The following is a 17,899-nucleotide window of genomic DNA, read 5'->3' as shown; positions in this document are numbered from 1 at the left end:
AAAAGGCAGCTCAGGGTCACTTCGGGACGCGCCAGGACCGAAAACTACTGCTTTCGTCACAAAGCTTCCGGAGCCCGCAATGGCCTCCCTAGACTGGCGGCAACCAGGCCGGCAACAGCAGGCCCGCAGGCTAAATCACGGCCGAGAGCCCCGAGCAACCAGGAGTCCGCATGTCCCAAGGATGGTCATTCGAAACGCGCCAGATCCACGCCGGCCAGGAACCGGACGCCGCCACCGGGGCCAGGGCGCTCCCCATTTATCAGACCACCTCGTTCGTCTTTCCCAGCGCCGAAAGCGCGGCCAACCGCTTCGCGCTGGCCGAGTTGGCGCCCATCTACACGCGGATTGGCAACCCTACGCAGGATGCCGTGGAACAGCGCATAGCGAGCCTCGAGGGCGGTTTGGCGGCACTCCTGTTGAGTTCCGGCCAGGCCGCGGAGACGTTCGCCATCCTCAACGTCGCCGAGGCTGGCGACCACGTCGTCGCCAGCCCGAGCCTCTACGGCGGCACCTACAACCTGCTGGCCCACACGCTGAAGAAATTCGGGATCTCGGTGACCTTCGTCGAGGATCCGGACAATCTTGACCAGTGGCGGGACGCGGTCCAGCCAAACACCAAGCTGTTCTTCGCTGAAGTGGTCTCCAACCCCCGTCAAGACGTGCTGGATATCGAGGGCGTCTCCCGGACCGCGCACCAGGCCGGAGTTCCGCTCATCGTGGACAACACCCTGGCCACGCCTTACCTGATCCGGCCTATCGAGTGGGGTGCGGACATCGTGGTGCATTCGGCCACCAAGTACCTGGGTGGGCACGGAGCCGCCATTGCCGGCGTCATCGTGGACTCCGGCAACTTCGATTTCGGCAAGGATCCTGAGCGCTTCCCCAACTTCAACACCCCGGACCCCAGCTACAACGGCCTGGTCTATGCTCGCGACCTGGGCAAGGACGGCGCCCTGGGCGCCAACCTCTCCTACATCCTCAAGGCCCGGGTCCAGCTCTTGCGCGACCTCGGCTCGGCTGTTTCCCCGTTCAACGCTTTCCTGATTGCCCAAGGAATCGAAACCCTCAGCCTGCGGGTGGAACGCCATGTGGAGAACGCCACCAAAGTGGCGCAATGGCTCGAAGAGCGCGACGACGTCGAATCCGTCGCCTACGCAGGCCTGCCTTCCAGCCCGTGGTTCGAACGCGGCCGGAAGTACGGGCCCAGGGGCACTGGAGCTGTTGTGTCCTTCACCATCCGCGGAGGGATCGAATCCGGCAAGCGTTTCGTGGACGCCCTGGAGCTTCATTCCCACGTGGCAAACATCGGCGACGTCCGTTCCTTGGTGATCCATCCTGCGTCCACCACCCACAGCCAGCTGACGACTGAACAGCAGGCCGTGGCAGGAGTTACCCCGGGCCTGGTGCGGCTGTCCGTCGGGATCGAGCACGTTGACGACATCCTTGCGGACCTCGAGGCGGGCTTCCGGGCAGCCAAGGGCGCTTAGGCAGCCCCCACTGACCGAAGGAGGCCGGCTGGCGATGCAGAATGAATCTTCGCCGGCCGGCCCCATCAACGTCTTTTGCATGAACAAAACGCGGCGAAGTGTCACATAGATGTCATAATCTTCGTCAGAAGGGGTCCGGTTTTCCTAGACTCTTCGTATAGGTCATGAGTGCCAGCGACAGCCCCGGCTTGCTGGCCGGCAACCCTCCTTTCGCGGTGGGGTGCCCCGGGTGAAGACCTGGCCCTTCGCTTTGTTGGCGGCGGGCAAGCGCGATGTGAGGTGTCAACGAATGACAATTGCTGCAACAGCCATACCCCTTTCCGGGACCCAAGACGGAACGCTCAGGTATGTTTCCGTGGGCGGACTCGAACTGGAAGCCGGAGGTTTTCTCCCCGATGTCGTCCTCGCGTACGAGACTTGGGGGCGGCTCAACGCCGATGCTTCCAACGCCGTGCTGGTGGAACATGCCCTGACCGGCAGCACGCACGTTGCCCGCGGTGAGAGCGACGAAGAAGGCTGGTGGGAGCAACTCGTTGGACCCGGCGCAACCATTGATACGGACCGCTACTTCGTGGTCTCCGTCAACATCGTGGGAGGCTGCTACGGCAGCACCGGTCCGTCGTCGTGCTCGCCCGATGGCAAGCCGTGGGGATCCCGTTTTCCGCTGGTGACGCTGCGGGACAGCACCACGGCGGAAGCCCGCTTGGCGGACGCCCTGGGAATCCGCAGCTGGCACACCGTCGTAGGCGGATCCATGGGCGGTGCCCGCGCACTCGAATGGGCCGTTAGCTATCCGGACCGCGTCAAGCGATGTGCTGTGATTTCCATCGGGGCGTACAGCACTGCCGAACAGATCGCATTCGCCCAGGCCCAGACGCTCGCCATCCGGCAGGACGCCGACTTCAACGGTGGTGACTACTATGGCCAGGCCGCGCCCGAGGCGGGGTTGGCCCTGGCCCGTCGGATCGCCCACATCACCTATCGTTCGGCGGATGAACTGGACTTCCGCTTCGGCCGGAACGCCCAAGGCGCCGAGGCGCCACTTCAGGCTGCCGCGTTGGGGGACCGGGGCCGCTACCAGGTGGAGAGCTACCTCGACCACCAGGGAAGCAAGCTGGTCCAGCGCTTCGACGCCAACAGCTACATCGCCATCACCGAGGCCCTCATGAGCCACGACATCACCCGCGGCCGGGGTGCCTTGGCGGATGCGCTTTCCGTGGCGACCGCCAAGTTCTTTGTTGCCGCGGTGGACTCGGACCGGCTCTACTTCCCTGAGCAATCCCATGAACTGGCCAAGGCCTTGCCCGGCGAGGTCTCAGTACACGTGATCGAGGCACCCATCGGGCACGACGGGTTCCTCACTGAAATCGGCCAGCTCGGCCCGCAGCTGCGCGAGGCATTCTTCGGCTGACGCTGGATAAAGCGCGTTTGCTTCGGCTGAATCAGCCGTTCATGATCTCCTGGCGGAGCTTCATATAGTCCTCCATGGCAATTTTCCCGTCGCTGTACTGCTGGTCGAGTTCGGCCAGTTTCCGGGCCCGGTAGCCGTGGGGCGCGGTGTTCGGCAGGGGAGTAGCCGACGACGGCGGAGCGGCCTGCGGCGCGGGCGTCGCCACCGGGGGCTGCGGCTCAGCCGGGATGATCACCGGAGGTTGTGCAGGGTATCCGTAAGGGTAGTTCTGAGGAGGAATGTTCTGCGGAGGGAAGTCCCGGAGCCTGCGCTGGCGGGAGCGGTTGTACATGCGGATCCCCATGGGAATCAGCCAAGAGCAGACGATGATCCAGAAGATCAAATTGTTCACGGTGGAGGCCTCCTAGGTCTTTCTCCAGCTTAGCCCCGCCCCCTGTGGCAAGCGTCGTGGTCTTCCGTCAGCTCCGAGGCAAAACGGTGTCGGCCGGTCCGAAGACGGGCCCCGGCGTCGGGCGTTTTGGCAAGATTCCGTCGCCTGAGGACTGGTGCCGGATCCGGCGGATGACCCACGGCACAAAATACTCCCGCGCCCATACGAGGTCTCCGGAGCGCGCTTCGCGCCAACTGCGCTGGGGCAGTGGCTTGGGAAGGAGCGGCTCGAGATTGTGTGGAACATTGAGGGAATCGAGGACCATGGTGGCGATCGTGTGATGGCCGAGCGGCGAGAAATGCAGGCGGTCTTCATCCCACATCTGCGGGTTGGAAAGTTGCCGCAGCGACCACATATCCGCCACCACAGCATCGTGGCGGGCGGCTACAGTTCGCAGGTTTTCGTTGTAGATGGCAACCTTGCCGCGGATCCGCCCAAGGACTGACGAGACGGTGTCGGGTCCGTTGAAGAGAACCACGGTGGCGCCTCCGGAACTTAGGGTCTGTACGGTGGCGTCGAGTTTCTCGGCCAGGGCATCTGGGTCGCCGCCGGGACGGATGAGGTCGTTGCCGCCTGCGGAGATGCTGACAAGGTCCGGCTTAAGGTCCATGCACGGGCCAAGTTGTTCGTCCACGATCTGCTGGAGCAGGCGCCCCCGGATCGCCAAGTTGGCGTAGGCGAAATCGCGGTGGCCGCGGCTCAGTTCCTCGGCCACCCGGTCGGCCCAGCCGCGATGTCCCCCGGGCCTGTTGGGCTCGGGGTCGCCGATGCCCTCGGTAAACGAATCACCCAAGGCCACGTAGCGGGTCCACGGATGAATCCGCTCATCCGCGCCTCGCTCCACCGTGGAATCAGTGCCACTCACGTCCATATCCTGCCTTTTGCTGCAACGCTACGCGCCCGTAGCTTGTTACTCATGGGTAACTGTAAGAATAGTCCCATGAGTCAAGCTTCCGCCTTTCCTGCCCCTGCTTTTCCTCCCCCGGTCGTTTTGTGGTCCCACGAAGAGGAGGAACGGGCTGGAAAGCCGTTGCTGGTCCTGTTGCACGGTTACGGATCCAACGAGCAAGACCTTTTTAGCCTCGCAAGCCTGCTGCCCCGGGAGTTCGTCGTCGCTTCGCTCCGAGCCCCGATCGCCACGGGCCCGGGCTTCACGTGGTTCCCGCTGACGGCGTCCATCGACTACTCGCTCGACGCCGTCAAGACCGCGGCCGAGTATGTGTTTTCCTGGCTGGATTCGCTCAAGTCCAACCACAGCTCGGTGACGCTCCTCGGGTTCTCGATGGGGATGGCCATGGCCACCTCGCTGCTCCGGCAGCGGCCGGCCGACTTTGCCGCCGTCGTCGGGCTTTCAGGCTTCGCCGTCGACGCCGATGCGGACCCCGCGTTCCGCGACGCCGAACTGGACGGTTCCGTGCCGCTCTTCTGGGGACGGGATCAACAGGATCCAGTCATTACCCCGGACAAGATCGAATACACCATGGGGTGGGTGCGAAAGCACACAGACCTGACCAAGGTGCTCTACACGGGTATGTGGCACGGCATCAACCAGCAGGAAATCGGCCACGTGGGCGAATTCCTGGAGCACAAGGTCCTCAACAGCAAATAGGAGTTTGTGCACAGATCATGTCCCTCAAAACGGGGCTTAAGGGACATCAGCTGTCCGCAAACTCTAGGAATCCTTCGCGATCCGCACGGTTTGTCCGTTGACGGTCACGGTATCGCCGGCATGGAGCTGGCGGCCGCGTCGTTCGTCGATCTCGCCGTTGACTTTGACCAACCCGTTCTTGATGAGCTCGGTGGCCTCCACGCCGTCCTCCACCAGGTTGGCGAGCTTCAGGAGCTGGCCAAGGCGGATCATGTCGTCACGGATGGGGATTTCTTGAATTTCCGGGTTGTTCATACATGCCATGATGCCTGAAGTAGGGTGGTGAAAGTGCCGCAACAGTCCCGCCCCGTGACCAAAACAACCTCCCGGACTTCGCTTCCTTTGCACACCGGCCTGCTGCTTGCCGTGGCTACTGGTCTCGTGATTCCCCTCCAGGGCCGGATCAACGGCGCGCTGGGGGCAACGCTCGACGACGGCATCGCGGCCGCCGTCGTGAGCTTCACCACGGGGCTGGTAGTGATCGCCGCGATCGGACTGGCGTTCCCGAAAGGCCGCGCTGCCTTGCGAAGGATCCTGCCCGCCCTCAAGGAGCGTAGCTTTCCCCGGTTCTACGTCCTGGCCGGCGGGATCGGCGCGCTATTCGTCTTTGCCCAATCGTTTACCGTCGGCCTGCTGGGCGTGGCCTTGTTCACGGTGGCCGCGGTGACAGGCCAGACCCTCAGCGGGCTCCTCGTGGATCGGCTTGGCATCGGACCCGGCGGCAAACGTTCGATCACGGGGGTCCGGATCCTCGGTAGCGTCCTGACGATTGCCGCCGTCATCTGGGCCGTCTCGCCGCGCCTTGGGGCGGCCGCCGACGTCGGATCCTTGCTTCTCCCCATCCTCCTGCCCGTCTTGGCGGGTTGCCTCATGAGTTTCCAGCAAGCCATGAACGGCACCGCAACCGTGCACTACGGCAGCCCTATCGCCGCCACGCTGGTGAATTTCGTGGCCGGCACGGTCATCCTATGGATCGCCTGGCTCATCAAACTGCTGTTGGCCGGTCCCGGCCACGGGCTGCCCGCCGAATGGTGGTACTACCTGGGCGGTCCGATGGGCTGCATCTTCATCGGCCTGGCCGCCCTGCTTGTCCGCAGCCTGGGCGTGCTGGTGACGGGACTGGGGATGATCGCCGGCCAGTTGCTCGGATCGCTCGCGCTGGACCTGGTCTTCCCGGCACTCGGAACGGTGGTGGCGTTGCCCACGGTTCTTGGCACCTTGCTGACGCTGTCCGCCATCATCGTGGCCACGTTGCCTTGGCCGAAGGGTGCGCTCGCTTCCCGCGGTTACGGAGGCAGGACAGCGGCGAAAGGCCGGTAGGCTAGGACACGCAGCTTTCTGCGCAGCACTTCCCCAAAAACAGCGTTTCCCCTTAACGACTGTTCCCGTAGAGCATAACCACGGACCGCACCCAGCGGCCCTGTAGAACATTGGAGTACCCATGGCAGCAAAATCCGTCCTCGACCAGGTCATTTCCCTCTCCAAGCGGAGGGGCTTCGTGTTCCAGGCCGGTGAAATCTATGGTGGCTCCCGCTCTGCGTGGGACTACGGGCCCCTCGGTGCTGAGCTCAAGGAAAACATCAAGCGCCAGTGGTGGCAGAGCGTTGTCCGCGGTCGCGAAGACGTAGTGGGCCTGGACTCCTCCGTGATCCTGCCGCGCCAGGTGTGGGAAGCGTCCGGCCACGTCGAGGTTTTTTCGGACCCGCTGGTCGAGTGCCTTTCCTGCCACAAGCGCTACCGTGCCGACCACCTCTTGGAAGAGTACGAGGAAAAGAAGGGCCGTCCTGCCGAAAACGGCCTCAAGGATATTGCCTGTGCCAACTGCGGCACCCGCGGCGAATGGACTGAACCGCAGGAATTCTCCGGCCTGCTCAAGACCTTCCTGGGCCCCGTGGCCAGTGAAGAAGGCCTGCACTACCTGCGCCCGGAAACCGCGCAGGGCATCTTCGTGAACTTCAGCAACGTTCTCACCACATCCCGTAAGAAGCCGCCGTTCGGCATCGGCCAGATCGGCAAGTCCTTCCGCAACGAGATCACGCCGGGCAACTTTATCTTCCGCACCCGCGAGTTCGAACAGATGGAAATGGAATTCTTCGTCGAGCCCGGCACGGACGAGGAATGGCACCAGTACTGGATGAAGGAACGCATGTCCTGGTACACCGGCCTGGGCATCAAGGAAGAGAACCTGCGCTTCTTCGAGCACCCCTTGGACAAGCTCAGCCACTACTCGAAGGGCACCACGGACATCGAATACCGCTTCGGTTTCCAGGGCTCCGAGTGGGGCGAGCTCGAAGGCATCGCCAACCGCACCGACTTCGACCTGTCCACGCACGCGAAGGCATCGGGCACGGACCTCAGCTACTTCAACCAGGCCACCAACGAGCGTTACACGCCATACGTGATTGAGCCCGCCGCCGGCCTCACGCGGTCCTTCATGGCCTTCCTGATCGACGCCTACACCGAAGACGAGGCACCCAACGCCAAGGGCGGCGTCGATGTCCGCACTGTCCTGAAGCTTGACCCCCGCCTGGCACCGGTCAAGGCGGCCGTGCTTCCGCTGAGCCGCAACGAGGACCTGTCCCCGAAGGCGAAGGACTTGGGCGCCCAGCTGCGCAAGAACTGGAACATCGACTTCGACGACGCTGGCGCCATCGGCCGCCGCTACCGCCGCCAGGACGAGATCGGTACTCCGTTCTGCATCACCGTGGACTTCGACACCCTCGACGACCAAGCGGTCACGATCCGTGAGCGCGACACCATGAGCCAGGAACGTGTGTCCCTGGACAAGGTGGAGGCCTACCTGGCCGCGCGACTGATCGGCGCCTAGGCGTGTCCATCGAGTACCGCGAATGGCGTGATGGCGACGACCTCGCGCTGTTGGAAATGTGGGGTGGGCCCGAGACTCTGCCGGCCCAGCAGTTCCGGGCAGCCCTGGCTCCGTCGAGCAATGGCGGTCAGGGCCAGCCTTGGCGCCGGTGCATCGTGGCGGAAGACGTCGTTGACGGCATCGGCATCCCGGTGGCTGCAGGTGTGGTCCACGAGGCTTCCCTGCATCCGGAACGGCTTTGGGCCTACATCGAGGTTGCCAAGGATCATCGCCGGAGCGGGATAGGGGCCACGCTCCTGACTATGCTGCGACGCGAAGCTGAAGTGTCGCCGTCGGGGGTTACCAAGCTGCGGAGCAAAGTGGAGCCCGGCACCCCCGGCGCCGCCTTCGCAGAGTGGGCAGGGCTCGCGCCTATCCAGCGCTCACAGCTTGTGGTGGTGGATCCCGAGCCGCTGAGGCTTCCGGTGTTTGGCGACGGTTCTGAGGAGGCGGCATCCGAGCAGGTTGAAGACCTCGCCACAGGATCCGTGGAACTGAGCGACGTCGTCGGCCGCTACTTCACTGCCGTGCACCACTGGGACAGCCCCGGCGAACTGGGCATCCCGACGGTGCAGCGGCTCTTCCTGGACGATCTGACGGGGGCACACGGTGCGCTCGTATTGCGTGCGCCGAAGGCCAGTGCTTTTGGTTCGGGCGTTCCGGCCACCCGCAAGGGCAAGTTGCAGGCCTTCGCCATCAGCTATGCGCAGGGCAGCTCGGACGAACCCTCGGAAGTGTTCCTGGGCCACGAGCCGCGTTTGCAGGATGACGAGGCGCGCGAGGTGGTCCGTGACCTGCTGGCCCTTATTGCCTACCAGCACCCGGTGCTCCTTGAAGTGGACGATTCCATGACGGCCCTGCGCGCCGTCGTCGATCCGCTGCTGGAATTGGGTAAAGCGAAGCTCCGGGGTGCGGACACCTTGGTGGTCAGCGAGTAGCCGTTTTTGCCACATGATCCTGCCTTCGCCGTAGCTACGACGTGGGCGGGATCATGCATTTAACAGCATGTCCCTGGTTTCAGCGGGGCCTGGATGATTCCAGGGGACCCCTGGCAGCGTCCACGCTGGCGCCATAGTATGGATCCTGTTCCCCACTGGTGATCGACACCGCTGCCGCACTCGCGGTGCGGACTGCAAACCTGTATGAAGGGCGGTCCCAGGCATGCACGCGGCCGATATTCGCCAGCTCTTCCCCGGACTTGAGAGCACCATCTACCTCAACACCGCCACCATAAACGTCGGATGCACCCCCGCCAGGGCAGCCTTCGAGCTGGCCGTCGAGCGCTGGTCCGCCGGTCAATTCGACTGGATGGAGGCCGAACGGGCAGGGGAGGACGCCCGCGCCATATTCGCTGAGATCGTCGGCGCCACGGCTGGGGAGATCGCCATAGTTCCGGCCGTGAGCACAGCCGCGGGGATTGTGGCCGCCAATTTGCCGACCGGGAAACCCGGCGAGAACATCGTGGTCGCTGAAAACGAATTTGCCTCGAACTACTATCCCTGGCTCCTGCTCAGGGAACGCGGCTACGAGGTCCGCGCCGTGGCACCAGGTGCCGACGGAGTGTCCGCCGAGGCGTTCGGGCGAGCTGCCGACGGCGGCACCCGCCTCATCGCTGTGAGCGCCGTGCAATCGTCCAACGGCTATCGGGCCGACCTGGCCGCGATCAGCCGCGTCGCTGCCCGCTCCGGCGCCTGGTTCTTCGTCGACGCCTGCCAGGCAGCCGGCGCGGTACCGCTCGACGTGGTGCGCGACGGTGTCGATTTCCTGGCCGCTGCCAGCCACAAGTTTTTGCTCGGCTCACGGGGTATGGGTTACCTCTATGTCCGCCGCGAACTGCTCCACCGCCTCAGGCCGATCGTGCCCGGCTGGAAGGCCGCCAGAAAGCCGGCCGAGAGCTTCTATGGGCCGTCCATGGACCTGTCGCCCACGGCGTCGAAGCTCGACGCCTCGCTAGCTTGGTTTCCCGCCCTGGCCGAGCGATCGGCGCTTGGCATCTTCCACCAGTTCGGGATCAACGCCCTGCTTGATCGCAACGCCCAGCTCATCCGGCGCTTGCAAGATGCGCTGGCGGCCCAAGGCACCGCCTTCAGTCCCTTACCGGACCAGCGCTGCTCTACTATCGTCTCTATCCCGGTGAATGACACAGAGGCAGTCATGGAGCGGTTCCGCAAGGCCGACGTTGTGGCCTCGGCCCGCGCGGGCAGGATCCGTCTCGCGGTACATTTCTACAATCTGGAAGAAGAGCTCGATCGCGTGGCCGAGCTAATCGGACGCGCGTGATGCCGCGCCGCCCCACGTAGGCTTGTGGGCATGAGGTTTTGCAGCTAATGGGTCACGGACACTCACACAGTCACACAGAGAACTCGGAGCTAAGCCCACAGGCGCTCGCGGCACGTAAGCGGGCCAACTGGCTCCTGGTGGCTGTCCTGGCCCCGCTTGCCGTGCTCACGATCGTTGCCATGCTGCTCTTGTGGCCGTCGGGGAGCAAGGAAGGGATCACCTTCGCGAGCCCTTACGCAGCTGCGCCGGGTGTGACGTTCGATACCGGCAAGATCCAAGCCGTCACGCAGGAGAGCTGCTCCCAAGGCGCTCAAGCTCCGGGGACGGACCAAAGCAACGGTGCGCAACAGCAAGGTTCCCAGTGCACTTTCGCGTCCACCCAGCCGGACAAAGGCGGCAGTCCTGTCAAGGTAGTGATCAACCCGGACGTCGCGAAGTCGCACGGCGTCAAGGTGGGGGACAGCATCCGCTACTTGAACCTCTCCGGCGTTCAGGGCGCAGCGGCAGGCAACGGCTCGCCGTCGTACGTTTTCCTGGATTTCGTGCGGAACGTTCCCATGGCTCTCTTGGCGATCCTGTACGCGGTGGTGGTCATTGCGGTGGCCCGCTGGCGGGGCTTCCGGGCGCTGCTTGGCTTGGCTGGAGCCTACGTGGTGCTGGTCAGCTTCATGTTGCCGGGACTGGTGGAGGGCAAGCCGCCGCTACTCGTAGCGTTGGTTGGCTCCACCGCAATCATGATGGGGGTGCTCTACTTCGCCCACGGCTTCTCGGCCAGGACATCCACCGCGTTGTTGGGCACCATCTTCGGCCTCAGCATCACGGCGCTGTTGGCAGCATGGGCCACGGACGCCGCCAACCTGACCGGAGTCGGTAGCCACGACGCCGCGGCACTCGTGAACATGTCGGACAAGATCTCCATCTCAGGGATCATCTTGTGCGGTCTCATCATCTCGGGGCTGGGCGTCCTGAACGATGTCACCATCACCCAGTCATCGGCTGTATGGGAACTCTACGAACTCGCTCCAGAGACGAGCGCACGCACGCTGTTCACGTCCGCCATGAGGATTGGCCGTGACCACATCGCCTCCACGGTCTACACCATCGCTTTCGCCTACGCGGGCGCCGCGCTTCCGATCCTGATCATCGTCATGCTGTACGACCGCCCGCTGGTTGATGCCCTCACCAGTGCAGAGTTGTCCGAGGAAGTCATCCGCACGTTGGTGGGCTCCATCGGCCTGGTGTTGGCCATCCCCGTGACCACGTTGATCGCGGTGCTGGTGGTCAAGGCGACCGGTTCCCGGCGGCTCGCGGCCGCCGGCGCTGCGGGTCCGCAAGCAGCCGACGACGACGGCAACGTCCGTGAGCTTGAAACAGCACAGTCCGCGGACGCGTTCGAATCGTTCGACACCGGCGAACTTGCCGCCGTCGTCATGACGAGGCGCGCACGCCGGGAAGCGGAGCGCCGCTAGCGCCGCATGACATTTGTCATCCCTCATTGGTGACACACGCCCCGGGCACAGTCCACGGCCCCAGGCTTGGATGGGTAATGGAGCAAACCATCATCCAAGGAGCGTCATGACAACAACGAGTGTGCCGGCCGTCCACGCCGCCGGATTGCACAAGAGTTTCGGGAAGGTCCACGCCGTCCGCGGACTGGACCTGACCGTGCAACCGGGGGAGGTGGTGGCGTTCCTCGGGCCCAACGGTGCGGGCAAGACCACCACTATCGACATGATCCTCGGATTGAGCGCCCCGGACCAGGGAAGCGTTTCCATCTTCGGCCACACTCCCCGGGGAGCCATCGCCCGCGGCCAGGTCGCAGCCGTGATGCAGACCGGCGGCTTGCTGCGGGACATCAGCGTCCGCGAGACCGTGCAGCTGAACGCCGCGATGTTCGATTCTTCCCGCCCCGTGGACGAAGTCCTGGCGCGGGCGGGCATCCTGGAGATCGCCGACCGCAAGGTGGAAAAGTGCTCCGGCGGCCAGCAGCAGCGCCTGCGCTTCGCCATGGCTCTTGTCTCCGATCCCGGGTTGCTCATCCTGGACGAGCCCACCACCGGCATGGACGTCGCGGGACGACGCGACTTCTGGACCGCCATCAGGACCGACGCCCAGCGCGGACGGACCGTCATCTTCGCCACCCATTACCTCGAAGAAGCCGACGCCTATGCGGACAGGATTGTCCTGGTCCGGCAAGGCAGCATCGTTGCGGACGGCACCGCCGCCCAGATCAAGAACCTTGCCTCGGGCCGTACCGTCAAGGCTTCGCTTCCGGCAACAGAGCGCGGGCTGCTCGCCGGGATGCCGCCGGCGGAGAGCATTGAGTACGACGGCGGTCGCCTCACCGTCCGCACGGGCGACTCGGACGCCGTCGTGCGGTACCTGCTCAACAACACGGGCGCCCACGACGTCGAGGTGGCGGCCAACAACCTTGAGGAGGCCTTCGTCGCCCTCACCGGAGACGATGCCGTGCCGGAATCCGCAAACATCACTTTTGAAGGAGACCTCGTATGAGCACGGCAACCGCGATCCAGGACAGGAAGCCATCCGCAGGCGGGGTCAACCGAACGTTTTTGTGGATCGAGATCAAGCGGATGCTCCGGAACCGCCGGACCATCATCTTCACGGTGTTCATGCCAGCCGTTTTCTTCTTCATTTTCGGCCTGTCCAACAAGGACAAGCTCCTGCCCAACGGACACAGCTACGGCCAGTACATCCTCATCAGCCTGACGGTCTACGCGGCCATGACCGCTGCGACGGGCGCCGGCAGCCAAGTGGCAGTGGAACGTGCCCAGGGCTGGAGCCGCCAGCTTCGACTCACGCCCCTCCTGCCTGGTGCGTACATCGCGGTGAAAGCCTTGGCCGCGCTGACGCTGTCCCTCGTTGCCGTGGTGGCACAGTTCGTCATCGGTGCCCTGGCCGGTGTCACCATGGATGGCCAGACCTGGCTGACAGCGGGGTTGGTGGCTTGGCTGGGTTCCCTGGTCTTCGCGGCCCTCGGCTTGTTCGTCGGATACCTCATGCCGAGCCAGAACGTCATGCAGATCCTCGGCCCGGCCCTGGCGATCCTTGCCATGCTCGGTGGGCTGTTCATGCCGATCGAAATCATGGGGGAGACCTTCGGCAACATCGCCAAGTTCACGCCCGCATACGGGATCGGGCAATTGGCCCGGAGTCCCATCACCGGCGAGTTCGATTGGGCGTGGATTGTCAACGTGGCCACCTGGCTCGCGATCTTCGTGGCCGGGGCTGCGATGGCGTTCCGCCGCGACACGAAACGTGTCTGAACCGGCCGCTAGGGTAAGCACCATGACGAGCAACGCAGGCGGAACCTCCTTCAGGGACGTGTTCACCGGAAACGTGTTCAGCGGCACCATGTTCCGCGGTCCCGGGCCACGAGGCTGGTTCATCGGTGCGGGACTTTCCATCCTGCTCTGGGCCTGGCCTACGTGGAACCTCGTGTGGTCCGTGGACGAACCGCTGGCCTGGAAAGCGGTGGCTTCGGCGTCCCTGATCGTGTTCTTCGCTGCCTACGCCTTCCTGCCGCAGATCAGTTGGCGCCTGGGCGTCCGGGCGGGCATGGTGTCCGTCGGTATCCTGCTGGCGCTGAACGGGGCGATCGTCTTCCTCCTCGGAAGGGAGGCCTTGTGGACCTGGACGTTCCTCGCCTGCGCCATCGCGATGACGTCCCTTCCGCCGCGCACCGATTTCTTCCTCATCGTCACCTTGTCCCTCGCCTCCTTCACTACGCAGCTGGTGACGGGCAACGGGGAGCAGGCCTTGCTCCAGGCCGGGATCATCTTGTCCCTCGGCCTCATGATGTCCGCCTTCGCGCGGCTGATCCGGCAGACCGCACGGCTCCGGGAAGCGCAGACTGAGCTCGCCGACGCAGCCGTCGCCGCTGAGCGCAGCCGCGTGGCCCGGGACATGCACGACATCCTGGGACACTCCCTGACGGTGATCGCCGTGAAGGCCGAGTTGGCCGGCCGGATGCTGGACACCGTCCCCGGCGACCACCCTGCCCGGGACCGGGCGGCTGCCGAGATTTCCGAGGTGCAGGACTTGGCCCGCGGTGCGCTCGCCGACGTCCGGGCCACAGTGGCTGGATACCGCGGCGTCAACGTCCTGGCGGAGCTCGCCGTTGCCCGGACGGCATTGGAATCGGCCGGGATCGACGCCGAATTGCCAGGCACCGTGGAACAAGTTCCGGCGAGGCACAGGGAACTCTTCGGTTGGGTACTGCGCGAAGGCATCACCAATGTGGTGCGGCACTCCGGCGCCGCACGCTGCCGCGTCCGGTTGACGGCGTCGAGCGTTTTGGTGGAGGACGACGGCGTCGGCCCGGCTCCCGGGGGCCGCTCCGGGAACGGACTGGCCGGGATCCACGAACGCGTACGTGCCGCCGGGGGAACAGTCAGTATTGGGCCGAGTGACCTGGGAGGGTTCAGATTGGCGGTTGAAGTATGAGCATCCGATTGGTGATCGCAGACGACCAGGCACTGGTGCGCGGGGCGCTGGCGGCTTTGCTGGGACTGGAGCCGGACATCGAGGTGGTCGCTGAACTGGGCGACGGGACAGGGGTGGCAGCCGCCGTCGTCGAGCACTCCGCCGATGTGGCAATGCTCGACGTCGAGATGCCCGGCCTGGACGGGATCAGCGCGGCAGCGGCTGTGCGGCGGGCGGCGCCATCGTGCCGCGTCCTCATGGTCACAACCTTCGGACGGCCCGGCTATCTCAGGCGGGCCATGCTGGCAGGAGCCTCCGGGTTCGTGGTCAAGGACACCCCGGCGCGGCAACTGGCCGAAGCCGTGCGCCGTGTCCACCAGGGCCTCAGGGTGGTGGACCCCGTGCTCGCCGCGGAATCATTGACTGCTGGGGACAGCCCACTGACCGAACGCGAGGCGGAGGTGCTCAAGGCGGCGTCCGACGGCGGAACGGTGGCCGATATCGCGAAGTCGGCGATGCTCTCCGAAGGGACCGTCCGGAACTACCTCTCCGCCACGATGGCCAAGACCGGTGGGCGGACCCGTGCCGAGGCCGTGCGGATCGCCGAGGACAACGGCTGGCTGCTCTGAGTTCTGTGCGCGACGTCGATTTGCCCCGCTTTGAGACAATGGACGGGTGACTGTAGTAGCAACACCCCCTTCGCCCAAGCTCGAGCTGCCCCCGTTGCAGCTTGGCCGGATCACCGTGGACACCCCCGTGATCCTTGCGCCGATGGCCGGGATCACCAACTCGGCGTTCCGCAGGCTGTGCCGTGAATACGGCGGCGGCCTGTACGTCGCCGAGATGGTGACCTCCCGGGCCCTGGTGGAGCGCACCCCGGAATCGTTGCGCATCATTTCCCACGACGACGACGAAAAGGTCCGGTCCGTGCAGTTGTACGGAGTGGACCCTGTCACCGTGGGCCAGGCCGTACGCATGCTCGTCGAAGAAGACCGGGCGGACCACATCGACCTCAACTTCGGCTGCCCCGTCCCCAAAGTCACACGGCGCGGCGGCGGATCCGCCCTTCCCTGGAAGATCGACCTCTTCACCTCCATCGTCCAGACCGCGGTCAAGGAAGCCTCCAAGGGCGATATCCCGCTGACCATCAAGATGCGCAAGGGCATTGACGAGGACCACCTCACGTACCTCGACGCCGGCCGCATCGCCCGCGATTCCGGCGTTGCCGCCGTCGCGCTCCACGGACGCACTGCCGCACAGTTCTACTCCGGTCAGGCCGACTGGTCCGCCATCGCACGCCTGCGTGAGGCCCTTCCGGACATTCCCGTGCTGGGCAACGGCGATATCTGGTCCGCCGAAGACGCAGTGCGCATGGTGCGCGAAACCGGGATCGACGGCGTCGTGGTGGGCCGCGGCTGCCAAGGCCGCCCGTGGCTTTTCGGTGACCTCCAGGCCGCCTTTGAAGGCAGCGATCAGCGCCACCGCCCGGGCCTGCGCGAAGTCGCTGACGGCGTGTACCGTCACGCCGAGCTCATGATCGAAACCTTCGGCAATGACGAGTACAAGGCGCTGCGCGAGATCCGCAAGCACATGGCCTGGTACTTCAAGGGCTACGTGGTGGGCGGGGAACTGCGCGCCAAACTGGCCACCGTGCCAACCCTCGAGGTCCTGCGCGAGCTGCTGGACCAACTGGACCTGGACCTGCCCTACCCGGGCATCGACTCCGAAGGCCCGCGCGGACGCGCAGGTTCGCCGAAGAGGCCAGCTTTGCCCAAGGACTGGCTGCTCAGCCGGCAGATGGACGCGGACCAGACCCGCGACATCGCTGCGGCCGAATTGGACGTTTCGGGCGGCTAAAGCGCGGCTTCGGTCGACGCGTGCACGCGCACGGCCGGAGTCGTGGAAAACTGGCTGCATAGGCACTGGTTGTATCGACACCGGCGCACGGCAAGCGGAGGAGGCGGATACCCATGGGAACTGAAGCGATGTCTGCGGCACGCACAGCCGAAAACGCAACGGGCATTCCAGGCTATGTGGAGGCCGACTCAGCACGCTGGGTGCAGGAGCCTCGGAAGAATACCTACCGTTCGGACTTCGAGAGGGACCGGGCAAGGGTGCTGCATTCTTCCGCCCTCCGCCGGCTCGGGGCGAAGACCCAAGTGGTTGCCCCGGATACCGATGATTTCGTGCGCACCCGCCTGACGCACAGCCTCGAAGTCGCCCAGGTGGGCCGCGAGCTGGGCCGTGCGCTCGGTTGCGATCCCGATGTTGTGGACACGGCGTGCTTGAGCCACGATTTGGGCCACCCGCCCTTCGGCCACAACGGGGAATCGGCCCTCAACGAGGTAGCTCACGGAATCGGTGGCTTCGAAGGCAACGCCCAGACCCTGCGCCTGCTCACGCGGCTTGAACCCAAGGTCCTCACCGCCGACGGCCAGCCCGCCGGGCTGAACCTGACCCGCGCCAGCCTTGACGCGGCCTCCAAATACCCGTGGTCCGCCGTCGACGCCCCCGTCATCCACGGACAGCGGAGCAGCAAGTTCGGAGCCTATGAGGACGACCTGCCCGTGTTTGCCTGGCTTCGTGACGGCGCGCCGGGCAACCGCTCCTGCATCGAGGCCCAGGTCATGGACCTGGCCGACGATATCTCGTACTCCGTACACGACGTTGAGGACGCCATCGTTGCCGGCCATTTCCAGCTGAAGTGGCTGGACAATCCGGACCACCGGGCACGGGTGGTGGGGTACACCAAGCAGTGGTACCTGCCCCACAACGATCCCGCTGAGATCGATGCCGCTTTGGCCCGACTCGAAGCCACCAGCGTCTGGGTCCGTGAGGCAGATGGCAGCCGCAAGGCGATGGCAGCGCTGAAGGACATGACCAGCCAGTTGATCGGCCGCTTTTGCCAAAGCGCCCTGGAGACGACGCGGGCGCACTTCGGCCCGGACCACCTGACCCGGTACGGCGCGGAACTCATGGTTCCGGAGGAAACCGTCACTGAGATCGCGGCCATGAAGGGCCTCGCCACGACATTTGTGATTTCCACCGACCATCGGCAACCCGTCTATGAGCGTCAGCGCGAAGTCCTGCACGCCCTGGTTGGCGTGCTCAATGCGAGCGGAGACCGGCATCTGGAACCGATGTTCGCCGCAGACTGGCGGGACGCACCCGACGACGGCGCCCGGCTTCGCGTCGTCATCGACCAGGTGGCGTCGCTGACGGACGCTTCGGCGCTGGCGATGTACGAACGTCTGGTGGGCAGCCTGCCGTCGCTCTGGTAGGCGTGAGGCTGAACCGCCCGAATTTGTTGATCTGACATCAACTAATATTG

The 17,899-nt window shown here is 64.8% G+C and carries 17 protein-coding genes and 1 riboswitch; of the genes, 14 read left to right on the top strand and 3 right to left on the bottom strand.

Translation table 11 applies throughout. The features are described from left to right. Positions 1 to 170 precede the first annotated feature (170 nt). Positions 171 to 1,487 (top strand): bifunctional o-acetylhomoserine/o-acetylserine sulfhydrylase, encoded by a 1,317-nt coding sequence (locus HNP00_RS03755; RefSeq protein WP_184736062.1) that lies wholly within the window; start codon positions 171 to 173, stop codon positions 1,485 to 1,487. A 160-nt stretch (positions 1,488 to 1,647) separates the two neighbouring features. Beyond that, a riboswitch (SAM riboswitch) is annotated at positions 1,648 to 1,763 on the top strand. Positions 1,764 to 1,776: 13 nt separating this feature from the next. Beyond that, positions 1,777 to 2,898 carry a homoserine O-acetyltransferase gene (locus HNP00_RS03750; protein WP_184736060.1) on the top strand — a complete coding sequence of 374 codons (1,122 nt, stop codon included), beginning with the start codon at positions 1,777 to 1,779 and terminating at the stop codon, positions 2,896 to 2,898. 31 nt (positions 2,899 to 2,929) lie between these two features. Here the strand turns inward: HNP00_RS03750 and HNP00_RS03745 are convergent, their stop codons facing one another. Both HNP00_RS03745 and HNP00_RS03740 read right to left on the bottom strand, forming a co-directional pair. After that, positions 2,930 to 3,289, bottom strand: a complete 360-nt coding sequence (locus HNP00_RS03745) for a hypothetical protein (RefSeq protein WP_184736058.1) — start codon at positions 3,287 to 3,289, stop codon at positions 2,930 to 2,932. Between the two features lie 67 nt (positions 3,290 to 3,356). Further along, a complete protein-coding gene (locus HNP00_RS03740) occupies positions 3,357 to 4,199 on the bottom strand; it encodes an SGNH/GDSL hydrolase family protein (RefSeq protein ID WP_184736056.1) in 843 nt (280 codons plus the stop codon). 69 nt (positions 4,200 to 4,268) lie between these two features. Here HNP00_RS03740 and HNP00_RS03735 point away from each other — a divergent pair, with 69 nt between their 5' ends. After that, entirely contained in the window at positions 4,269 to 4,937 is a 669-nt protein-coding gene (locus HNP00_RS03735; RefSeq protein ID WP_184736054.1) for an alpha/beta hydrolase, read from the top strand. A gap of 63 nt (positions 4,938 to 5,000) precedes the next feature. Here the strand turns inward: HNP00_RS03735 and HNP00_RS03730 are convergent, their stop codons facing one another. Beyond that, a complete protein-coding gene (locus HNP00_RS03730) occupies positions 5,001 to 5,231 on the bottom strand; it encodes an RNA-binding S4 domain-containing protein (RefSeq protein ID WP_184736051.1) in 231 nt (76 codons plus the stop codon). A gap of 54 nt (positions 5,232 to 5,285) precedes the next feature. Here HNP00_RS03730 and HNP00_RS03725 point away from each other — a divergent pair, with 54 nt between their 5' ends. From HNP00_RS03725 to HNP00_RS03675, 11 genes are all read left to right on the top strand, one after another. After that, positions 5,286 to 6,296, top strand: coding sequence for a DMT family transporter (locus HNP00_RS03725; RefSeq protein WP_184736049.1), 1,011 nt, complete (start codon positions 5,286 to 5,288; stop codon positions 6,294 to 6,296). Between the two features lie 121 nt (positions 6,297 to 6,417). Further along, the gene (locus HNP00_RS03720) at positions 6,418 to 7,803 is read left to right on the top strand and encodes a glycine--tRNA ligase (RefSeq protein WP_184736047.1); all 1,386 of its coding nucleotides are present in this window, start codon (positions 6,418 to 6,420) and stop codon (positions 7,801 to 7,803) included. Between the two features lie 2 nt (positions 7,804 to 7,805). Continuing rightward, positions 7,806 to 8,780, top strand: coding sequence for a GNAT family N-acetyltransferase (locus HNP00_RS03715; RefSeq protein WP_184736045.1), 975 nt, complete (start codon positions 7,806 to 7,808; stop codon positions 8,778 to 8,780). A 223-nt stretch (positions 8,781 to 9,003) separates the two neighbouring features. Beyond that, on the top strand, positions 9,004 to 10,122 hold the full coding sequence (locus HNP00_RS03710) for an aminotransferase class V-fold PLP-dependent enzyme (RefSeq protein ID WP_184736043.1): 1,119 nt from the start codon (positions 9,004 to 9,006) through the stop codon (positions 10,120 to 10,122). Between the two features lie 47 nt (positions 10,123 to 10,169). Beyond that, on the top strand, positions 10,170 to 11,591 hold the full coding sequence (locus HNP00_RS03705; protein WP_184736041.1) for a YibE/F family protein: 1,422 nt from the start codon (positions 10,170 to 10,172) through the stop codon (positions 11,589 to 11,591). 106 nt (positions 11,592 to 11,697) lie between these two features. Beyond that, positions 11,698 to 12,636: an ABC transporter ATP-binding protein gene (locus HNP00_RS03700; RefSeq protein ID WP_184736038.1), complete on the top strand. Its 939-nt coding sequence runs from the start codon at positions 11,698 to 11,700 to the stop codon at positions 12,634 to 12,636. Beyond that, positions 12,633 to 13,409: an ABC transporter permease gene (locus HNP00_RS03695; protein ID WP_184736036.1), complete on the top strand. Its 777-nt coding sequence runs from the start codon at positions 12,633 to 12,635 to the stop codon at positions 13,407 to 13,409. Before HNP00_RS03700 ends, HNP00_RS03695 begins: the two co-directional genes overlap by 4 nt. 22 nt (positions 13,410 to 13,431) lie before the next feature. Then, positions 13,432 to 14,589: a sensor histidine kinase gene (locus tag HNP00_RS03690; protein WP_184736033.1), complete on the top strand. Its 1,158-nt coding sequence runs from the start codon at positions 13,432 to 13,434 to the stop codon at positions 14,587 to 14,589. Further along, positions 14,586 to 15,197 (top strand): response regulator, encoded by a 612-nt coding sequence (locus tag HNP00_RS03685; RefSeq protein ID WP_184736031.1) that lies wholly within the window; start codon positions 14,586 to 14,588, stop codon positions 15,195 to 15,197. The genes HNP00_RS03690 and HNP00_RS03685 overlap by 4 nt, the downstream gene beginning before the upstream one ends. 46 nt (positions 15,198 to 15,243) lie before the next feature. Further along, entirely contained in the window at positions 15,244 to 16,425 is a 1,182-nt protein-coding gene (gene dusB / locus HNP00_RS03680; RefSeq protein ID WP_184736030.1) for a tRNA dihydrouridine synthase DusB, read from the top strand. A 113-nt stretch (positions 16,426 to 16,538) separates the two neighbouring features. Next, a complete protein-coding gene (locus tag HNP00_RS03675) occupies positions 16,539 to 17,849 on the top strand; it encodes a deoxyguanosinetriphosphate triphosphohydrolase (RefSeq protein WP_184736028.1) in 1,311 nt (436 codons plus the stop codon). Positions 17,850 to 17,899: the final 50 nt, after the last annotated feature.

This window comes from Arthrobacter sp. AZCC_0090 (assembly GCF_014207375.1).
Taxonomy (GTDB): domain Bacteria; phylum Actinomycetota; class Actinomycetes; order Actinomycetales; family Micrococcaceae; genus Arthrobacter.
This window is presented reverse-complemented; position numbering and strand designations above follow the sequence as displayed.